At 39.3% G+C, this 19277-nt stretch carries 19 protein-coding genes, 4 pseudogenes and 1 riboswitch; of the genes and pseudogenes, 12 read left to right on the forward strand and 11 right to left on the reverse strand.

Annotated features, from left to right (window positions below; all coding sequences use genetic code 11):
* Positions 1 to 169: 169 nt before the first annotated feature.
* The 3 genes from ACQKKK_RS05055 to ACQKKK_RS05065 all read right to left on the reverse strand — a co-directional run bounded on the left by ACQKKK_RS05055 (position 170) and on the right by ACQKKK_RS05065 (position 3043).
* Positions 170 to 430: a hypothetical protein gene (locus tag ACQKKK_RS05055; protein ID WP_427614526.1), complete on the reverse strand. Its 261-nt coding sequence runs from the start codon at positions 428 to 430 to the stop codon at positions 170 to 172.
* 105 nt (positions 431 to 535) lie between these two features.
* Positions 536 to 1333 (reverse strand): enoyl-CoA hydratase, encoded by a 798-nt coding sequence (locus tag ACQKKK_RS05060; RefSeq protein WP_427614527.1) that lies wholly within the window; start codon positions 1331 to 1333, stop codon positions 536 to 538.
* A 93-nt stretch (positions 1334 to 1426) separates the two neighbouring features.
* Entirely contained in the window at positions 1427 to 3043 is a 1617-nt protein-coding gene (locus ACQKKK_RS05065; protein WP_427614528.1) for a long-chain fatty acid--CoA ligase, read from the reverse strand.
* Between the two features lie 326 nt (positions 3044 to 3369).
* Here ACQKKK_RS05065 and ACQKKK_RS05070 point away from each other — a divergent pair, with 326 nt between their 5' ends.
* From ACQKKK_RS05070 to ACQKKK_RS05085, 4 genes and pseudogenes are all read left to right on the forward strand, one after another.
* A complete protein-coding gene (locus ACQKKK_RS05070) occupies positions 3370 to 4248 on the forward strand; it encodes a dimethylarginine dimethylaminohydrolase family protein (RefSeq protein WP_427614529.1) in 879 nt (292 codons plus the stop codon).
* 366 nt (positions 4249 to 4614) lie between these two features.
* Entirely contained in the window at positions 4615 to 5658 is a 1044-nt protein-coding gene (locus ACQKKK_RS05075; RefSeq protein WP_427614530.1) for an IS1595 family transposase, read from the forward strand.
* A gap of 17 nt (positions 5659 to 5675) precedes the next feature.
* Positions 5676 to 6401 carry a HEAT repeat domain-containing protein gene (locus tag ACQKKK_RS05080; protein ID WP_427614532.1) on the forward strand — a complete coding sequence of 242 codons (726 nt, stop codon included), beginning with the start codon at positions 5676 to 5678 and terminating at the stop codon, positions 6399 to 6401.
* Between the two features lie 106 nt (positions 6402 to 6507).
* Positions 6508 to 6696 (forward strand): annotated as a pseudogene (locus tag ACQKKK_RS05085) (IS5/IS1182 family transposase); the annotation flags it as partial.
* A gap of 146 nt (positions 6697 to 6842) precedes the next feature.
* Here ACQKKK_RS05085 and ACQKKK_RS05090 read toward each other — a convergent pair.
* Complete coding sequence (locus ACQKKK_RS05090) at positions 6843 to 7238, reverse strand: hypothetical protein (protein WP_427614533.1); 396 nt, start codon at positions 7236 to 7238, stop codon at positions 6843 to 6845.
* Positions 7239 to 7964: 726 nt separating this feature from the next.
* Between ACQKKK_RS05090 and ACQKKK_RS05095 the strand changes: the two genes are divergently transcribed.
* Positions 7965 to 8414, forward strand: coding sequence for a DinB family protein (locus tag ACQKKK_RS05095; protein ID WP_427614535.1), 450 nt, complete (start codon positions 7965 to 7967; stop codon positions 8412 to 8414).
* Positions 8415 to 8675: 261 nt separating this feature from the next.
* On the opposite strand, the gene ACQKKK_RS05100 is transcribed toward ACQKKK_RS05095, so the two are convergent.
* The 4 genes from ACQKKK_RS05100 to ACQKKK_RS05115 form a co-directional block, all read right to left on the reverse strand.
* A complete protein-coding gene (locus tag ACQKKK_RS05100) occupies positions 8676 to 8930 on the reverse strand; it encodes a transcriptional regulator SplA domain-containing protein (protein ID WP_427614536.1) in 255 nt (84 codons plus the stop codon).
* 112 nt (positions 8931 to 9042) lie between these two features.
* Positions 9043 to 9909 (reverse strand): Cof-type HAD-IIB family hydrolase, encoded by an 867-nt coding sequence (locus ACQKKK_RS05105; RefSeq protein WP_427614538.1) that lies wholly within the window; start codon positions 9907 to 9909, stop codon positions 9043 to 9045.
* Positions 9910 to 10056: 147 nt separating this feature from the next.
* On the reverse strand, positions 10057 to 10413 hold the full coding sequence (locus ACQKKK_RS05110) for a YlbF family regulator (RefSeq protein ID WP_061461998.1): 357 nt from the start codon (positions 10411 to 10413) through the stop codon (positions 10057 to 10059).
* Positions 10414 to 10486: 73 nt separating this feature from the next.
* Positions 10487 to 11626 (reverse strand): DUF445 domain-containing protein, encoded by a 1140-nt coding sequence (locus tag ACQKKK_RS05115; protein ID WP_427614540.1) that lies wholly within the window; start codon positions 11624 to 11626, stop codon positions 10487 to 10489.
* Positions 11627 to 11763: 137 nt separating this feature from the next.
* Here ACQKKK_RS05115 and ACQKKK_RS05120 point away from each other — a divergent pair, with 137 nt between their 5' ends.
* The 6 genes from ACQKKK_RS05120 to ACQKKK_RS05145 all read left to right on the forward strand — a co-directional run bounded on the left by ACQKKK_RS05120 (position 11764) and on the right by ACQKKK_RS05145 (position 17321).
* A complete protein-coding gene (locus ACQKKK_RS05120; RefSeq protein ID WP_427614542.1) occupies positions 11764 to 13125 on the forward strand; it encodes a YheC/YheD family protein in 1362 nt (453 codons plus the stop codon).
* Between the two features lie 16 nt (positions 13126 to 13141).
* Positions 13142 to 14212, forward strand: coding sequence for a YheC/YheD family protein (locus tag ACQKKK_RS05125; RefSeq protein WP_427614544.1), 1071 nt, complete (start codon positions 13142 to 13144; stop codon positions 14210 to 14212).
* Between the two features lie 3 nt (positions 14213 to 14215).
* Complete coding sequence (locus ACQKKK_RS05130) at positions 14216 to 15583, forward strand: YheC/YheD family protein (protein ID WP_427614545.1); 1368 nt, start codon at positions 14216 to 14218, stop codon at positions 15581 to 15583.
* On the forward strand, positions 15580 to 16776 hold the full coding sequence (locus ACQKKK_RS05135; RefSeq protein WP_427614546.1) for a YheC/YheD family protein: 1197 nt from the start codon (positions 15580 to 15582) through the stop codon (positions 16774 to 16776). Before ACQKKK_RS05130 ends, ACQKKK_RS05135 begins: the two co-directional genes overlap by 4 nt.
* 63 nt (positions 16777 to 16839) lie before the next feature.
* Positions 16840 to 17043, forward strand: coding sequence for a YheE family protein (locus ACQKKK_RS05140; protein WP_125161128.1), 204 nt, complete (start codon positions 16840 to 16842; stop codon positions 17041 to 17043).
* A gap of 89 nt (positions 17044 to 17132) precedes the next feature.
* Entirely contained in the window at positions 17133 to 17321 is a 189-nt protein-coding gene (locus ACQKKK_RS05145) for a hypothetical protein (RefSeq protein ID WP_061461991.1), read from the forward strand.
* A 250-nt stretch (positions 17322 to 17571) separates the two neighbouring features.
* On the opposite strand, the pseudogene ACQKKK_RS05150 reads toward ACQKKK_RS05145, so the two are convergent.
* A pseudogene (locus tag ACQKKK_RS05150) lies at positions 17572 to 17663 on the reverse strand (IS3 family transposase); the annotation flags it as partial.
* Positions 17664 to 17666: 3 nt separating this feature from the next.
* Positions 17667 to 17717 (reverse strand): annotated as a pseudogene (locus ACQKKK_RS05155) (hypothetical protein); the annotation flags it as partial.
* A 98-nt stretch (positions 17718 to 17815) separates the two neighbouring features.
* On the opposite strand from ACQKKK_RS05155, the pseudogene ACQKKK_RS05160 reads away from it, so the two are divergent.
* A pseudogene (locus ACQKKK_RS05160) lies at positions 17816 to 17980 on the forward strand (IS5/IS1182 family transposase); the annotation flags it as partial.
* Positions 17981 to 18019: 39 nt separating this feature from the next.
* Here the strand turns inward: ACQKKK_RS05160 and ACQKKK_RS05165 are convergent.
* The gene (locus ACQKKK_RS05165) at positions 18020 to 18835 is read right to left on the reverse strand and encodes an MBL fold metallo-hydrolase (protein WP_427614547.1); all 816 of its coding nucleotides are present in this window, start codon (positions 18833 to 18835) and stop codon (positions 18020 to 18022) included.
* A 283-nt stretch (positions 18836 to 19118) separates the two neighbouring features.
* Positions 19119 to 19225, forward strand: a riboswitch (SAM riboswitch).
* Positions 19226 to 19277 lie beyond the last annotated feature (52 nt).

Consider the following 19277-nt stretch of genomic DNA (forward strand, 5'->3'; position numbering starts at 1 on the left):
AGGCCCTTCTAAGGATTGGTTAGGGGAAACGAGCCTTCACCTACGATAATCAGATGTTCCTCATTCGTAACAACAATTTAAAGATTGATTTTCCTTTTTTGTTACATCTCCAATTCTAGCTTGCTAAGGACCTTTTTATCTCTGTGATACCATGGGCTCTTCATAGCAATTAATTTTTTCCTTCTGATGCTTGTTTATCTTCTTCAATGGGAAGACCTAAACTTATAGTAACCTCCACTGTATCCCCTTTTCCTGAATTCCAGGCTACTAGTGCCGAACCTGCCAATGTAGTTACCACGTGAATTCCGTTCCCTTGTTTATCTATTCCGCCGCTATTAGTTTCCCTTAAATTTTCTTTGTTATTAATCGCAAAAATGAGCATTTCCCCTGAACAATAGATATTACTTTTGATATGAAATCGAAGAATCATATCCTCCTGAAACCATTTATTCCGACTTTTTCTTCTGCATCTCTTCTGCAGTTGTTTCTCAATTTTTTTCTATGTTACTTGAAATATCGTGACGGCCATTCTCAGTCATTTTCCGATGAAGTTCGGTTTTCTTTTTTCCACGAAAGCTTTTATTCCTTCTTGGTGATCCGCTGTTTGGCGCATTTTCATTTGAGCAGCTTTTTCAATCTCAAGCATCTTAATTAATAGCGGGCGATTTTTTTCACTAAGAATCTTTTTCGTTTTAATCATAGCTTGAACCGGGCTTTGCAGCCACGCTTGCACTTTCTTCTCAACCGCATGTTCCAAGGTTCCGTCTGCCACTTCATGAATGAGGCCCTTTTCTTTAGCTTCGAGCGCAGTAAGGACTTTACCTTCCCAAATCAACTCTTTTGCACCTACTTCACCAAGACGGCGCTCAAGGAAGAAGTGTCCGCCGCCATCAGGAATTAATCCAATTCCGATAAAATTCATCGCAACCTTACTTTCCGAATCTGCAATAAGATGGTCAGTTGCAAGAGCTATGCTTAATCCAAGCCCTGCAGCTGCACCATGTATGGCACTGATGGTCAATTTAGGCATGAAATATAGAGTGGTGACCAATTCACTAATTCCATCCATCAAGTCATCGAAAGCGTTTTCTTTTCCAGGCGAGAGCATCATCTTAATATCTCCACCCGCGGAAAATACTTTCCCATTCCCTTTTAAAATGACGACGTCCACTTCATTATTCTCACTCACTTCCTTAAGGGCATAAATAAAATCATGCAGCATTAACGGATTTAAAGAATTCATGGCCTCTGGACGGTTCATTGCAACAGTAGCGGTCCGGTCGGAATATGTGACTAAAACAGTACCTGCAGGTGATGTCGATTCAATACTCAATTTATTTCCTCCTCTTTTGTTCTATGATTCAATTATATATTTTTGTCCAGTTATCAGAATAGAGTGAATAGTTACAATTAAACAAACATACTATCACTTCTTGATATATTTATCCTGAAGCTGATCTCGCAAAGCCCTTTTCAAGAACTTCCCAACACCCGTTTTCGGAATATCTTCCAAAAAGACCACTTCATCCGGCAGCCACCATTTTGCAAATTGCGGCTTTAAAAATTCGATGATGTCTTCTTGGGACACTTGCCCCTTGTATTCGTCCTTCAAAACAACACAAGCAATCGGTCGTTCCTGCCATTTTTCATGAGGCACTGCAATCACCGCCGCCTCAAAGATTCCTTCATTGGCCATTAATGCATTCTCTATATCAACGGAAGAAATCCACTCACCGCCGCTTTTAATCAAGTCTTTAGTCCTGTCGACGATTTTCACGAATCCTTCTTCATCAATCGTGACAACATCCCCGGTATGCAGCCAGCCATCTTTAAATGTATCCTCTGACCTCTCATCCTTAAAATATCCATTCGCAATCCATGGACCTCTAATTAGTAATTCGCCCATTTCTTTTCCATCAGGTTTTACTTCGCCGTCCTGGCCGATCACTTTAATTTCAATCATTGGCGAGACAAGGCCCTGCTTGGCCTTCAACTCATATAGTTCTTCTTCAGGGAGGTCTTCCTGATAGCTTTTTGGTTTGGAAACAAAAACGAGCGGGCTTGTTTCAGTCATTCCATAGGCATGCAGGAATGGTATCCCGTACTTTTGTTCAAAGGTTTTAATCATGCTTTTTGGAGCTGCCGACCCTCCGCATAAAACAGCGCGAATGCTGCTCATATCATGGCTACCTTCTTCCAGCTCCTTCAATAGGCCCAGCCATATCGTCGGAACCCCTGCTGCAATTGTGACCTTCTCCGTTTCTATAAGCTCAGCCAAAATTTTTGGGGTGAAGTAGGGTCCCGGCAAAACCATCTTAGTGCCAAACCAAACACTCGCAAATGGCATGCCCCAAGCATTCACATGAAACATGGGCACGACTGCAAGGGCCACATCCCTTTCGCTTATTGCTGTAGAATCGGCAAGTCCCAGTGCAATCGCATGCAACAAAATCCCGCGATGTGAATAAACCACACCTTTTGGATTCCCGGTCGTGGCGGAAGTATAACATATCCCGGCAGGAGCATTTTCATCCAAAGCTTGAATAAATGGCTGTTTTGGATTCCCTTCGGCTAATAATTTTTCATAATGATAAATAGGTGCAAGGGTCGTTTCAGGCAACTCATCTTTATCGGTCATTAAGATATATCCTTCCACTGTCGTTAACTCACCTTGAATCGCTTCCAACAGGGGGATGACATCCGGATCTATCAGTAATAATCGATCTTCCGCACTATTGATGATATATGAAACATGTTGAGGAGACAGACGCATATTAATTGTATGTAGAACAGCGCCATGACAAGGAATCGCAAAATAAGCTTCTAAATGCCGATGATGGTTCCAGGCAAGTGTTCCAACACGGTCACCTGTTTTAATACCGAATTTTTCAAGGTTACTAGCTAGCCTTCTTGTACGCTCAGCAATTTCAGCATATGTAAAAGTGTGAATTCCACCATCTGTACGCGAAACTACCTCTTTCTTCGGAAAATATTTTTCAGCTCTTTCAATGATTTGAGTCATGATCAATGGAGTATCCATCATTCCAATCTCCCCCTTATATTGAAAACGTCTTCATTATATATTCGACCAGAAAAAAAATAATCCTTTTTTCCTAGGTGCCTTTTACGATTATTTTGAATCCAGCTTTATATTCATGATATTTTCAAATAAAAAAAGGATATCAACCAGATCCCTTTTTAAAAATATCCAGCCTCCAGTTCTAAGAATGTCGGATCTATAGAAGCGCGTCAACTGCCGTTTTTTAGTTAAGGGCAAAGATTAATGAGGCAACGACTTATTTTTTATGTTTCTTTCCAGAAAAAAGAGGTAATAGTAAAGATACAATTATATTTAAAGGGAGCTCATTTATGGTAAACAAGATAAACGAAGAACTTGAGGCTTATTGTGCGAGTGAATACTCAAAGCTATCACGGGTTATCGTCTGTGAACCTCGTTATATGGAAATCCGTGAAATCATTAACGAAACGCAAAAAGAGTTTATAGAAAAAAACATCGATAAAGAACTTGCCAGGAAGCAGCACGCCCAATTTATTAAGGCACTTGAACATGAAGGGATTGAAGTCATAAAACTTCCCCCTAAATCTACATATCCAGAACAAGTTTTTACGAGGGATATTGGTTTCACTCTTGGCAATAAGGTTTACGTAGCCGAGATGGCTACAGGTATCAGGCAGGGTGAGGAACTAATATTGAAATCCTGGCTCGAAACGAATGGTATCCCATTTTTTAACATCCGCAAAAATCATATAGAGGGCGGGGATGTCATTATTGACGGAAACACCATCTATATTGGTATCAGTGAAAGAACGAATGAATCATCCGTCAAGCATCTCCAAACCTTATTACCGGAATACGAAATCATCGCGGTGCCTTTCATTGAAAAATTCCTTCATTTAGACTGCGTTTTCAATATCATATCACCTACAGAGGCGCTTATTTTTCCAGAGTCCTTTACAAAAAAAGAGTTGGATTTATTAGCTTCACGTTATGACATAATTGAAGTGACTATAAAAGAACAATTCACATTAGGAACAAATGTGCTTTCCATTGGGAATAAAAAATTATTCAGCCTCCCATGTAATAAAAAGGTAAATAGTCACCTTCGTGAACGCGGATACGAAGTCATTGAAGTTGATATAAGCGAAATCATCAAGTCCGGTGGCTCTTTCCGTTGTTGCACCATGCCATTATTGAGGACAACGAATAAAAAGATTGATCCAGCCTGAGCAGAATGAAAGAAACCGGACTTGTATTGAAGTCCGGTCAGACTGTAGACAAACTCGATGAAAATCGAGTTTGTCTACATTTTTTTTATGGCTTGTACAATTCGAACGTTGATTGGAACGTAGGGCACTCGCTTCGCGGCCGGTCCGCCCTCAGCGCCTTTGCGCCTGTGGGGTCTCCCTTGGACGCGCTTTTCTCGCAGGAGTCTCGCACACCCGTTCCAATCAACTTTGTTTTAACAATTAGATATAACTGCTTTTTCCCACAGTCTTTTTTGTTTGGCTATGTTAAATAACTCTGTTGATATTTGATTAAAACAAACAAACGTTCTATAATAAACAAAAGAACATTTGTTTGGAGGGCTTTAAATGACGTTAAGAGAATTAATAGCAGAGATAAAAAAATTAAATTCAGCAGAACAACATAGATTAAAAGAATTTTTTATCAGTTCTCTTGCGTCATTTTCAGCAAGTGAACCTGTATTTCAAGAAGTAACTGAACGTAAAAATAAAGATGGCTACACTTGTGTGCATTGTGGCTCTAAACAAGTTGTGCGTTTCGGTAAGTATATGGTAAAACTCGGTCTTAAAGAGATTGAACGCCAACGATACCGCTGTAAAGATTGCCGAAAAACTTTTACAGATGTATCCTCAACACCCCTTTACCATACTCATAAGCCCGATAAATGGTTGGATTTTATTAAATGTATGTTGGAAGGCTATTCCCTTCGTAAATCAGCAGACCTTATTGGTGAAGTTCATTATGTTACTTTGTTCTATTGGAGACACAAAGTATTGTCTGCTCTAAAACAAATGGACTTCGACACATTTTCAGGGATTGTAGAGATGGATGAAACATATTTTTTGTACTCTGAAAAGGGAAAAAGAAACATTGAAGGGCGTAAACCTCGCAAACGTGGGGGTTCTTCAAAATTTCGGGGCATTAGTCACGAACAAGTTTGTGTTTTAATCGCAAGAGACCGCCAAAAAGCAACATTTTCAGGTGTACTTGGTAGAGGTCGAATTGTGAAAACTCAATTAGATAAGGCTATCGGTTCTAAATTATCATCGGATAATACCCTATGTACCGATGCTTGGAGGGCTTTTTCTGCGTATGCAAAAAGCAAAGGATTGGAGCATTACCGTTTTAAGTCAGATGGAACAGAACGGGTAAAAGGACTTTATCATATCCAAAATGTAAATAACTATCACAGTCGTCTAAAAGGTTGGATGCAACGATTTAATGGTATGGCTACAAAATACCTCGACCATTATTTGAGTTGGTTTCAATTCTTAGATATTGTTAAACACCGAAGTGACAATGTATCTATTAGCAAAATGATTGTCGAAAGTTGCTTATTCTCAACTAATACAACATACGATAGTCTTAGAGTGCCACTTTATGCCGATTGATATATTTGGGGGAATAAATGAAAAGTTCTGATTCTCAGTTAAAAAGTCGTGGGAAAATTACAAGCGAAGATTTACAACAATATAGCAATCATACACAAATTGAACTATTGGAAATGCTTAAATCCAAAGAAGCATATAAAAGAACTATCGCTGTAAAAATATTATCAGAGAAGTATGATTTGAACGATGACTTGATTCGTTTGTTTCTTCATACTCTTAAACAAGAGAAAAAACTTTATACAAAGATTGAATTATGTGACACACTTTCAAAAGGTGATGTACAGTCTGCAAAGGTTATGGTCGAATATTTAGGACAGATAGGCAATAATCAACATACAGTATTACCTACTAATGGTTTCAATAAGAAAAGTTATCCTTTACCGAGGGATATTATCGCTCGAACTTTAGCTCATATGAAAGAAGATATTCTACCAGTTTTAATGGATGTACTAAAGACAAATAACATTCCTGCAATTAGAGAAGTTATTGATGCAATAGGATTCATTTGTTTTTACAACAAAATACATTCTAATACTCAAATTATTGATGCACTTTTTCTATGTTTAAGGAACAATTACAACGACAACATTATCCGATGGAAATTGGTCAGAGCATTCGAAAGTTTTAACGACATCAATGTAATTAAAACTCTTATGGAAATCGAACAAAAAGAAAGTCAATTGGTTATAAGGAATGAAGCCAAGAGGTCACTGAGAATTATTAATAACCGTACTAAAAGTTAAAAATGACTTATCAAGAAAATAAGTCATTTTTTATCGTAAATATCAACATTATAATTTAACAAAGTCTTGTTTTAAAATAGGAGTATTAAAACTTGAGGTACTGACGATGCTTTCGGAACATAATTCTATTCAGCGAGATCAACTTGAAATGATTACTTTGGATCAACTGGTGCCAGCGAACCATTTGGTTCGTAAAATGGAGGCAGCCATTGACTTCACTTTCATTTATGACTTGGTGAAAAATATGTATTCAGAGATAGGGCGCCCAAGTATTGATCCAGTATTTTTAGTTAAACAAAGTAATTTCCCTCATAAATCCCTCCAAAAGAGTACTTAACTAACTCTGTTGATTTTCGTTAATGTACATGATATTTCCATAATCAGGTAATAAAATGCTTGTTTTTTTGAAATGACAGGAGTTGGATATCCTCTTCCTTTTAATTAGTGTAGCAGTCTTAAAAGAATTTCAGAATCCTTTCTATTTAACTGTACAAACTGGCTATGTTTATTCCGCGTCAATTCTACACTATTTTCTTCGGAATTAACCCAAACATAATACACGGCTATTTTCCCTTCATTTTTATCATCATTAAAATAAAAGATATAGTCCGCCTTAGGATGACCTTTCTCCAACTCGTATTTGTCCCAGTCAGCATTCTTCATTATCTCTTTTATTTTTTCTGTTCTTTCAATCTCTATCTTTTCTTTATATGCTTCGAATTTGTAGTTTTTACCTTCAGATTTTTGAACGGAAATATGTTCTTGCTTTGTTGTACAACCTGAAGCTAACGTTATTGATAATAGGCTAAGTGCTACCAGGAGCGGTTTCCTTTTCATTACATGTCATCTCCTTATACCTGAATGGATTAATTATCCAATATATTTCATTATACTAGTCCACTCAAAAGAGTAATAGGAATGTTTATCGGTTTAAACAGTAAAAAAACTCAAGTTTTTTTACTTGAGAGTTCATGACCCCGGTATCCCTTGGGCTATAGCCTGCGTTCAACCGAACAAGACCGATAATAGTTTCTCGTTGATGCCCAAATTGTACATATAATAAATTCCGAAAACCATGCTTACCACACCTGTCTATCGGATGAGTGAACGATTAACTTTTTTGGAAAAAGAACTTTTGACAAAGGGGATGCTTAAAATCGTCTTGAACAGAAGCATGCCTAAACAAATACCCACACCAATATGATAATGTAAATGGTACCCTGCCACGCTGCTTAAACGAGGAAAGCATTTCATCGATCTCTGTAATGATTTCCCATCCACTTCATGTATCAACTATATCCTTCCAATAAGAGTACAGAGCCCATCACATATGAAGGACTCAGAGGCAAGTGATCCTATCAGCCTTTTTCCATCAAAATCAGCTCGGTTTCCTGCATTGCAGGCTCACCCATCGTTTTGTATGCCTGTGTCGTCAACATCATTGTGGCCCCTTCCTTCCAAACCCTTTTGAAAAGACATGTCTAAAGTTTGATAATATAGAAATATCCTTGCTATAATTTCATGAGATAGTCTTTTAAAAAAAGATTGAAAGGGGAATGCAAAATGAATTATGTGAAAAATCAGCTAACGGTTATGCGCGGCAATCTTTTAAAAGAAATCGAGGGATTCAATCCGGAGTTTATGGATGTGCAGCCTGAAGGTTTTAATAATACAATCCATTGGCACCTTGGACATGTTCTTACTGTAGCCGAAAATTTTTTATTGAAATCCAACAGTGAATTGCCAGCGAATTACAGCCAACTATTCGGATATGGTTCAAAACCTGCGGAATGGGCCGGGGACGTACCAACAGTTGACGTATTAAAACAACAGCTGCACGAACAACTTGATCGACTTCTTGAAATACCGGAAGAACGATTGACAGAAAAAACAGCACAGCCTTTCAACGGAATGGAAACAGTGGGGGAATTCATTAATTTCGTAGTCCTGCACGAAGCCAATCACATTGGACAAATTCATGCAATGAAACTTTTCATTCAATCTACTAACTGATTAAAGCATAAACTGTCACTCTGTTTTTCTTGAAAATTGAGTGGCAGTTTTTTAAAAGAACAAGCATCTGATTATTTGCTAAATGCACTAGCCCTGTCGTTTCATCGTATGGCTTATATGGCACTCTTGGACTTTTTCATGAAACCTATCATAAAGGTCATATCCATGCAATGCTTTCGTGATCTCTCTATAAGTTAAGAATAAAAAGGAGCCCCCGCTAAGGCGAGGACTCCTTTTTGATTTTCTCTTCGGACCGTCTTCTCAAGTCATCTGGCCCTGGTTATCCATATAATCACTGTATGCTTTTTCCGCTGCGGCTTCCGAAGTGAACAAAGCATCATCATCCTCAATCGTATGAAATGTATCGTTCAGGAACAAGGCAACTGCATTTGGATTTTTAGGATGCGGGACAATTTCCGCTGCCCTTATATTCGAAACGGTAGGAACATGGGGATTATTATATATCACAAACACCTCGTCACCGACTTGAACCTCTTTCGCGTTGATTACACCCATTGAATTCTTCCTTTCCATTACTGATTTCCTTTAGTTTATGGAAAGATGCTTAGAATTATTTATAAAGCGGCATTATGTGAATGGTGTCCCTTCTAAATGAAGGACCCGACATTCACTTAAGCATATTCATCTTCTGCAGAAAATCGATTGGATGCTGTTTCCGGAAAAATTCCCTTAGCATATAGGCGACACCATCTTGATCATTGGAGCGCGTCACCCATTTTGCCACTTTCCTAACTTCCTCATCCGCGTTTCCCATGGCAACACCTAGACCAGAACAGGCAATCATCTCCATATCATCCAATCCATCTCCAATCGAGACGATTTCCGTTCTTTTCACCCCTAAATGATCAGCTAAATACAATACACCACTCCATTTCGAAACACCCTTTGGAACAATTGTCAGCTTATTTCCTGGATGCAAGATTGCATCTACCTCAGGGAACATTTCCTTAATTAATTTCAGCATATCATTTTGATCGCTTTTTTCTGAAAATATTATATCCATTTTCGTCGGGGCCATCGGCTGGTCAATAAGCTCTTCACTGATATCATCCACATAATTTTGAGCATAAATATTTTGATCATTCAGATACATAACCGTTTTGCCAAGTAAATTCTCCGGGAGGTTCACCCGATTTCCCAGCGAGTATTTTTCATGGACGAGCAAAATTTGGCACGTGGCCTTTTCAAGCATTTGCACAAGTTCTGCAGTCAGTTCTTCTGAAATTCTTTTTACCATAATGGGCTTTTCAATGGAAGCCCCTACAAAAGCTCCTTGCTGAGCAACGATCATCGGATTTATTTTTAGGGCTTTGGCCACTTTTTTTGCTGAATGATAGTTTCTTGACGTTACAAGTGCAACATGGACACCTTTTTGGTGTACATAATCGATTGCTTCTTTAGTCGATTTATTTAAACGGCCATTCGACTGGAGCAATGTCCCGTCGATATTGACCGCAAGTAGACGATATACCATGCTGATCTCCCCCATCTGTAGTATCCTCTTTCAAATTTATGACTAAAATTTAGAGAGTAGAACAAATAGTAGTTCATGACCTTTGCATACGGTACATTCTGGGAACAAAAAAACTCCCAACCATTATAGAAGGGAGTCTCCAACTGCTTATTGCTGTTGCTCAGGCAAGCCATATAAATCTTCAAGCGGCTTCATGATAATTTTATTGAGGTCTGCGATCACCATGCTCATGCGTTGTTCAGCTTCCATTAATTGTGAAATAGTTGGGTTTTGTTGGACAAGCTGTACCGTCTTTTGTGCTTGCTCAACTTCTTCTGGAGCGATCTCCTGCCCCATCATTTGTTTTTGCTGCAATGACATCTGCAGATTGCGGAAGTTTTCAAACATTCCTTTTGTTGCTTCATCAGAATTGACAAGATCATATAAGCGTTGCAAGTCGGCATATTCATTACTTGCCCTAATCGCCTTTTCCATTTCGTACGCTGCATCATATACGTTATTCATTTATTTTCCCTCCCTGTAATCATTGTATTCCTACATCTTTTCCACTATAACAAATCCGCTTGAGAATTACACGTCATCCTATTAAAACAGTTACGAAACCTTGAAATAAACCGATGATTCCACCAAGTAAAGCCCCAAGGTATGTGATCATGGACAATTCTCTCTTAGTGATGGATACGACCATTTCCTCAAGCCGAGACACTGAAAATGACGAAACCTGTTCTTCCACGATATCGTCCAAGTGAAGTTTTTGGAAAAGCGGCTGAAAATGATTGATTAAATACTCGGCACCTTTTTCCACGAAAATCGGGACACCCTTTTCAACAATGGTGTTCGAGAAACTGGCTGTCAATTCTCGAACCGGCTTATTCATGATAGAAGAGACTGGCATCATTTCTGCCGTTTTTTCGGTAATAAATTGTCTAATCGTTTCTTTACCGATCAATCCCTCGATTTTCTCTACATCCCATTTCTCCAGATTTCCCAACTCTTTCATCATCATCCCTGACAATATATCAATCGTTCGGGATTGTTCAAAGAATTTAATGATTTCCGGCTGTATCTTATCAATTAACTTTTCGTTTCCAATGAACATCTGTATTAAATTGATCAGCTTGCCCCGTTCCTTGAAGAAATCATCCAACATGTCTTCAAGACGGCCTTTTCCTTCTTCACTGTTAAAATATTCTTTTCCCTTTTTTACGATGAATCGTGACATATCAGGAATAGAGTCAAGGGCTTTTTGCTGAATCTGGGGCGGGACGATATCCTTCAAGCTTTTGCTCCGGTTCTCTTCCGTCCATGTTTCATATTTACCAAGAATGAATGCTTGTATTCTCTGTTCTATCGTGAATGAAGAATTCTTCATCCCCAATTGATCAAGCAATTGAGCAGTACTTTTTTCCGTGGACAATGCTTTCTTTACTTCTGCCTGAACGAAAATTTTCATATTCTGTATAGAGGCATCATTGATGACTTTACTTTGAATGCTCTCTGGCGTGATTAAATGATCAACCACCAACTTACCCAACTGTTTCGCTAACTCATCCTGCCGCTTCGGGATCAACCCTGGTGTCAACGGCAGCTGTTTCCCGAAAATATAGATTGGTTTATAAGGTCTGAATAGCATTCGGATAGCCAATAAATTGGTGAAACCTCCTATTACAGCACCTATGACGACCATAAACAGTATCTTTATCCAAAACTCATCCATGAAAATTTCTCCTTTTATTGCTTGAAATATGGGCTTAATGACACCTTCTGATAAAAAAAACATAGAATGTGTTATCCACTTTTGCCCATCATTTAATTATAAAAGGATATCAAACTTAGTGCAAACGGGGAATTATTATGAACCTTAACCATCAGAATGTTTTCATTACGGTAAACCCTGCAGTGACTAGAAAAAAGGCGCTTCTGTTTATCGAAGAAAAACTATTTGAGGAATGGGGCCTTCAATTTGGAGAACCCGTTACGATCATGGCTGGATGCCGTTCCGTCCCTGTACTTGTCCAACCATTCCCTTCATCAGAGCCTACATTGAAACTTTCATTTGACATGAACCAGATTTTATCCTTACCTGCTTTTCCAGATCCAATTTCCGTCTCATTTCATAAGGAAGGAAGGTCAATTAAAATAGGCCCATTCTTTGCTGCACTCATGAACCAGACTCCTTTGCAAGACGGGACATTCGGCGAAATGGAAAAATTTTATCAGGAAATGAAATCATACTGTAATCAACAGGGCATCCCCTTCTATTTAGTAAAACTTCAGTCTCTTAAAGATGGAGTAGTGGAAGGATATCAGACAGGGCAAGATGGCTGGCACTCCTTGACCCTCCCCATTCCTGATGTCTTTTATAACCGGATTCATTCGCGCAAACTTGAGGCGTCGCATTCTTTCGAGCTGTTCAAAAATGAACTGGAGGCACGGTCGATACCGATGTTCAATGGAAGGTTCCTTTCCAAATATGATGTACATGAGCTATTGAACTCAGAAAATGATTTGCTGCCAAATTTGCCTGATACGATACTTTTTAACGAAAAGGAGTCCTTTTTGACTTTTATAGAAAAGCATTCGGTAATCTACTTCAAACCGGCATCTGGCAGTCAAGGCAGGAATATTTGCAGGTTAACGAAAGTAGCTGAAAAATGGAAGATCGAGCACTCCGGACATCACCGGGATGTGCATTTTGCAGATACGGATGAAAAGTTGTATAACGCCTTAAAAAGATTTTCCAGAAAACAAGCCTTCATCCTTCAAAAGGGGATTTCCCTTTTCGAAACTGATCAGAGAAAAGTTGATTTTCGCGTGCTCCTTCACAGGAATGATCAGCTTCAATGGAAAGTTTCATCAATGGTTGCCCGGATTGGAGACCCAGGCACTATCGTTTCCAATCTTGCTCAAGGCGGATTAATGAAAAACGGGCCAGATTTCCTAAGGGAAGCATTTGACCTTCAGGACGCCAGCCGCATATATCAAAAGCTCGTACGGCTGGCTAAAAACACAGCCCAGGCCTTGGTCGAAAACCATGATGATTCATTCGGCGAGCTCGGAATAGATTTAGCACTGGATACCGATACACACCCATGGATCATCGAAGTGAATTCGAAACCATCGAAAAAATTTCAAGGCAACTATGAAATCTTTCGTCCATCAGTAAAATCCATCATAGATTTCATGCTTGTCCTTAACCGCGAAAACCATCCATAAAAGGAGTTGCTAGCACGTGTTAATAGGATTAATGACCACGTCGGATTCACATGAAAACAATTACTTCACCGAAATAGCCAAAACCGCTAAATCATTTAATATGAAAGTTTGTAAATTCACACCGGAAAATATTGATAGTGATCTAAAAAAAGTGCGGGGCGAGCGTTTTGATGCCGAGAATGAAACATGGATTCCAACGTCCTTTGATTTACCTGATTTTGTATATGACCGCTGTTTTCATGGATTATCCCGTGAGTCAACGGAAACGCGAGATAAAATCAATTGGTTAAAAGATAACTCGAATTTCTTAGGGCTTGGACTTCCTGGTAAATGGGAAGTTTACCAAACCCTAAAAAATCATCCACTTCTACAGGCATTTTTCCCAGAGACCTTTCAAGTGACGACACCTAAAGATATTACCGATCATTTGGAACGCCTGGATAAGGTGATTATTAAACCTGAATTCGGTTCAGGCGGTACAGGAATCTATCTTCTTTCAAAAACCGAAGACGGAACTTTGGTATCCATGACAAAAAAAGGGACCAAATACGATCGCCAATTCACCTCCACATCTCAGCTGAACAAATGGCTGAATCATTTATTAAATCGATACCGTTACCTTTGCCAGCCATATTTGGATCTTTGCAACGAAAAAAACGAGCCATTCGATTTACGGATTTTACTTCAAAAAAACGAGAAGAATCAATGGATGGAACGGGGCCGCGGAATTCGCACTGGACAAATAGACGGAATTACATCAAATCTCGCTACGGGCGGGGAAGCCATTTCATTGGATACTTTCATCAAAAAAAACCCGGAAACGATTTCAATTGCTGTCGAACAAAAGATTCAGCATATCCTTCGCACCCTGCCTAGAGAAACCGAAGCCGTCTTTGAAAGGTTATTCGAGTTGGGAATTGATCTAGGCATCGATAAAAAAGGGCAAATATGGATAATGGACATCAACTCGAAACCCGGCAGGAAAATCATTCAGGCAATTCAGCCGGAGGCCATGAAGGATATTCATCGCGCACCATTTCAATATAGCCGGTATTTAGCCGATCATCTTCAGAAAGCAGGTGAATAGAAAGTGAGAAAGACTTATCCTGCCGAAATTGCCGCTATCCCTGGCAATGTTCTATTCTACCCTTCAGAGCTTGGAGATTTGGCAGAGATTGAATTAATTTATTTCGGGCGGCATTCATGTCCTGCCATCGTTAAACAAAACCCGGCCATCAACCAATCAATCGTCCTATCGGAAAGTCTTGCGGAATCGCTAATATTCGATCAGACCGATATTCCTCTTCATTTATTCATATACGGCAAGAGCATCCATATCGGTCCGCTTGTCGGAATTTTTTCTTCAGGCTTCACTGGCATTTCCAACAAACCATTAGGGGAGAGATCGGATTTTTTTGCAAAGCTCCTTTCACTGAGCCGGACAACAGGCTGTATCCCCTTTGTTTTTGGAGAGAATGTAATCAATTGGGATGAGGAGACAATCAAAGGTTATGTGTTTGAGAACGATAACTGGTACATTGGTGAATTTCCTTTTCCAAATGTCATCTATGACCGTCTCCCCAATCGTTTGACGGAAAACCGCGATGGACCAAAAGAAGTGAAGCATAAATTTCAAAAAGAATATACCATTCCATGGTATAATCCAGGTTTTTTCAATAAATGGGACGTAAATGAAAGGTTATGTGCGGATGAGCGGGCACTGCCTTATTTACCGGAAACTTATCCATTTCAATCCATATCCGTGGTGGAAACCCTTCTTTCCCATTACCGCCAAGTTTATATTAAACCCATTCACGGCAGTCTCGGACTAGGCATTCATCAAATTCTTTATGATAAGCATGAAGATGTTTACTATTGCCGCTATAAAAATGAGGCAAAAGAAAATAAATTGCAAAAATTTTCCACATTGGAATCCATCGTTAAACATATCTTTCACGACCGACCGCTTGAGAATCTTATCGTACAGCAGGGCGTCCCATTAATTCGATCTGAAAAACGCCCTGTGGATTTCCGGGTCCATACGAACAAGGACAGTAATGGAATATGGCAGGTAACCGCGATCGCTGCAAAAATAGCCGGTGCCGGCAGCGTCACGACCCATATTAAAAGCGGGGGTGTCATCAAAACGGTTGCCGAACTTTTTGGAGATGACGATGAGGCAAAAGAAGTCGAACGAAAGCTATCGGAGGCTGCACTGGTTTTAAGTGAAAGTATGGAAAAGCACTTGGACGGCATCATTGCAGAAATAGGTTTTGATTTTGGATTGGATAAAAAAGGGCAGGTGTGGATGTTTGAAGCCAATTCCAAACCAGGACGTTCTATCTTTTCCCATCCAAAGCTCAAGGATTTCGAATTGCTAACCAGAAAGCTAAGCCTTGATTATGCCATTTATCTTACGGAACAGACCATTTCAAATTCAATCAGTGTACAGCGATGAACATTTTTTACGATATCCCCTCTGAAAACTGGTACCACACCGAAGAGAATGCGGAACTTTTCGCCGGAACTGCCGAAGAGGAAATCAACTATAAAAAGGACCATTTGAATCAACCCCTAATACCAATCACAGTATTTCCAGGTAACCGGATGCTTGTCGTCGGAATTTTGACTACTTCCAATCCCAAAAAGGAATCAGGTTTGGGAGGAAACTTGACCCTTTTTCGGGACCTATCATCATTTTTATTGAAACACGGGATTCTGACTTTTGCATTCACAGGAAATGCCCTTCATTCCGAGACGTTGAGAGGGTATGTTTTTTCCTCCATTTCTAACAAGTGGATTGAGTGTAAGATGCCGCTCCCAGACATCGTCTATAACCGTATCCCCTCGAGGGGCTATGAGGCGTCAGAGGAATTCCAACGTCTCATCACTCACCTTAAAGAATATAGAATGAACTTATTCAACCCTTGTTTTTTGGATAAATATGTAATGTTCGAAGCATTAATGGAAGAGGAATCCCTCACCAATCACCTTCCACCCACCATGATTCTAAGGAACAGCGATTGCCTGGATGCTTTTCTGGAAACCCACAGGCATATATACCTTAAACCCTGCAAAGGAAGCCAAGGGAGGGGCATTTATACTATCATCAAAAATCATGATGATACGCTTTTGTTCAATAGCCTGAAGCATAGTGAATTCTTCCCTGATTTCGCTTCATTCTGGGAAACAAAAAAAAAGGATTTATTAAAAAGAAGCTACCTTGCCCAACAGGCGATCAACCCAAAAAAACTTCTTGGACATCGTTACGATTACCGGATTCTCGTCCATTATGAAAAAGGTTTTTATAAAGTGACCGGCAAAGCAGTAAGGATGTCACAAACTCAAGAAATCACTACCCACACTCCACAAGGGGGTAAGCTTTTCCCTTATCAAAACCTGCAATCAAGAAGCTTGAATCTAAAATTAGCGAATATCGCTCAAAAATGCGGAGAGATTCTTTCTAAAAAAATCGGTTTTCTCGGTGAGTTTTCCATTGATATTGGGGAAGATGAAACAGGTTCGCTCTTCATTTACGAAGTGAACTCAAAGCCCATGCAGTTCGACGAAGAGGAAATTGAAGTCAACAGGCTTTTGCATTTAAAAAACCTTTTCATTGAATTAACTTTTTCCAACCAGAAAATAAAATAACACCTCCAGCTGCCGTTTTCCATTATAATGAAATGAGAGACAGCATATATGGAGGTTATACATATGATCACTCATTTTCAATGGTCACCACTGCATAAGAATTTGCCAGGATGGAAAATTTCTTTTTATTTCAACAAGCAGGCAGTTCAAGCCTTATATCATAAAGATGGATCCATCGAGTGGACAGCCAACCCACCTTCTGAAACAGAAGAAACCAAACTAAAAAGCATGATACATGACTTAATGGTCTATCATGTATATGAATGAACCCTATCCCCCCTTTTAATTTGAAACCCCTGAACAGTATAAAAAACTCTCCTTTGCCTAAACTAAAGAAAAGGCTGGAGGGATTTATTTTGGATAAAGAAAAAATGACATTTTTGAAGGATACCGAATATGATGGCAAGGACTCGGTTTTCCTGGATATCGACCGTATCATCAATGAAGGAATGGCAGGCGGAAATGTGTATGAAGTCGCTAACCTTCAAAACATCGAGGAAGCACATGATTTTTATGATGAAACAGATCCCAATATCAATAAATAAACCCGGTAGGGGCTCTCTTTTAGAGGGCCCTGAACCAATCGGAGTTCAAAGAGTGAATAAACAATTCTATAGGTCAGGTAGAAAATCCGACTAAGTTTTTAATAGAGGAATACATAAGGACAAAAAGGAAAATACGAAATAAACTCTTTTCCTTTAGCTATTACTATTACACCCCTACATTTTAAACATCGTCATCACCTCAAGTTAAAAAAGACTATAGGCAAAAGTGATCTGACCCAAGACATATAGTTTAAGCAGCTTCTAAGACCTGAGTTCGGTATTCTATTGGACTAGGTCTTTTAATTTTACCTTCATTCGTTTGTGGTTATAGTAATAAATATAATCATCTAATTCCTTTTCAAAGTGCCTATAGTCACACAATTTCCGTTTGCGCATTAAGTCTTTTTTAGAAAATTATGAAGACCCAATCTTTAACTCCTGCACTTTCCCATGAGTTAAATGGAAGCGATTACCCTTTATCATTCGCACGTGTCAAAATAACACCGGCTTTACCGTATACACGTCCTCGAACAAAAAAAGGACTCTTCTGCAAACATGACTATGTTTACGATGAATATTTTGATTGTTATCTCTGCTCATCGGGCGAGATTTTAAAGTACTCAACAACAAATAAAGAGGGCTATCGTGAGTGCAAATCACCCAAACACATTTACTTTCAATAGAAAATTCTCCCTTTTTCATTCATTCTCCCTTGCACTCAAAACATTTCCTTTTAGTATCGATGTAATGATATGCTCCGAATCCCATTCATGCTCAGATATCTCGATAAGGGGATATCGATTCGGTAAAACGAGTTGCTGGATCTCATGAACGGTCAGTCCTTGATGATGTAAACGCAAAATTTCACCACGGAGGTTTTCCAAATAATCCAGTTTTTTTCTGAACATTTCCTTTCCATCTGGAACATGCCCGGCATGACAGCAAAAAACTTCCCCAAAATCATATTGGAGTAATCTTTTTATGGAATCGATGATGATCGGGACAGACTCTTCCCGTAAGACAAGCTTTGTTTTTGGTGTTACGAAAAGATCTCCGGAAAAGAGCATGCCATTACTATGATTCAAATACACCATATGGTCCTTCGCATGACCAGGAGTAAAAATCGGCTCCCACTTTTGGGTGCGGGAATGAACGGCCTTCCCTAGCGGCTCAGCCTTAAAGGCGTCTCTCTTTCCCCAAAATTTTTTGCGGTACTCAGGATATTCAGCATCCTTCGCACAAGCATCGACCGACATCGGATGAATGAATATCGGAACCTTTTTATGTTCCATTATCCAGGCTGCGCCCCCCGTATGGTCCTCATGATAGTGTGTCAGCGCCACTAAATCGAAGTCTGAGGACTCATAGAATGGAACAAGCCCTTCCAATAATATCTGTGCGCCAGTATCTATCAATAGACCATCCGTTAAAAAAACATAGACACTCATCCCCGACTTGCCGCTAGGAGTCCCGTGCACACAAACCACATCATTTACTGTCTTGATCTCTATCATGCATTTCCTCCTCATTATCGGAAAAAGTAGTTTAATCTGCCTTTTTTCACATGGTTATAATAAATGTATTATCTCTTTACCCTTTTTACAAGGAAATAATGGAATAATTAACCTGGATGGAAAGACTTGATAATTGCCTCATAGCCCCATTTTTTAGAGGAATGGTTTTTAACGAAAGCACGGAACAAAAATCATTTCAAAAACATAGTAACGATTGACAATGCAGGATTTTACAAATAATATAGAGTATATACAAAACTCGAAATATTCTAAAATAATAATTTACTTATCAAGAGTGACGGAGGGATCAGGCCCTGCGATGTCCGGCAACCGCCCCAATCGGGAACGGTGCCACTTCCTGCAGAATGATTGCATTCTGAAAGATAAGACGAGATATAATTTCGCTGCCTCTTTCTGAATGATAGAGGCAGTTTTTAATGTT

This window comes from Peribacillus sp. NPDC006672 (assembly GCF_050274955.1).
Classification (GTDB): domain Bacteria; phylum Bacillota; class Bacilli; order Bacillales; family DSM-1321; genus Peribacillus.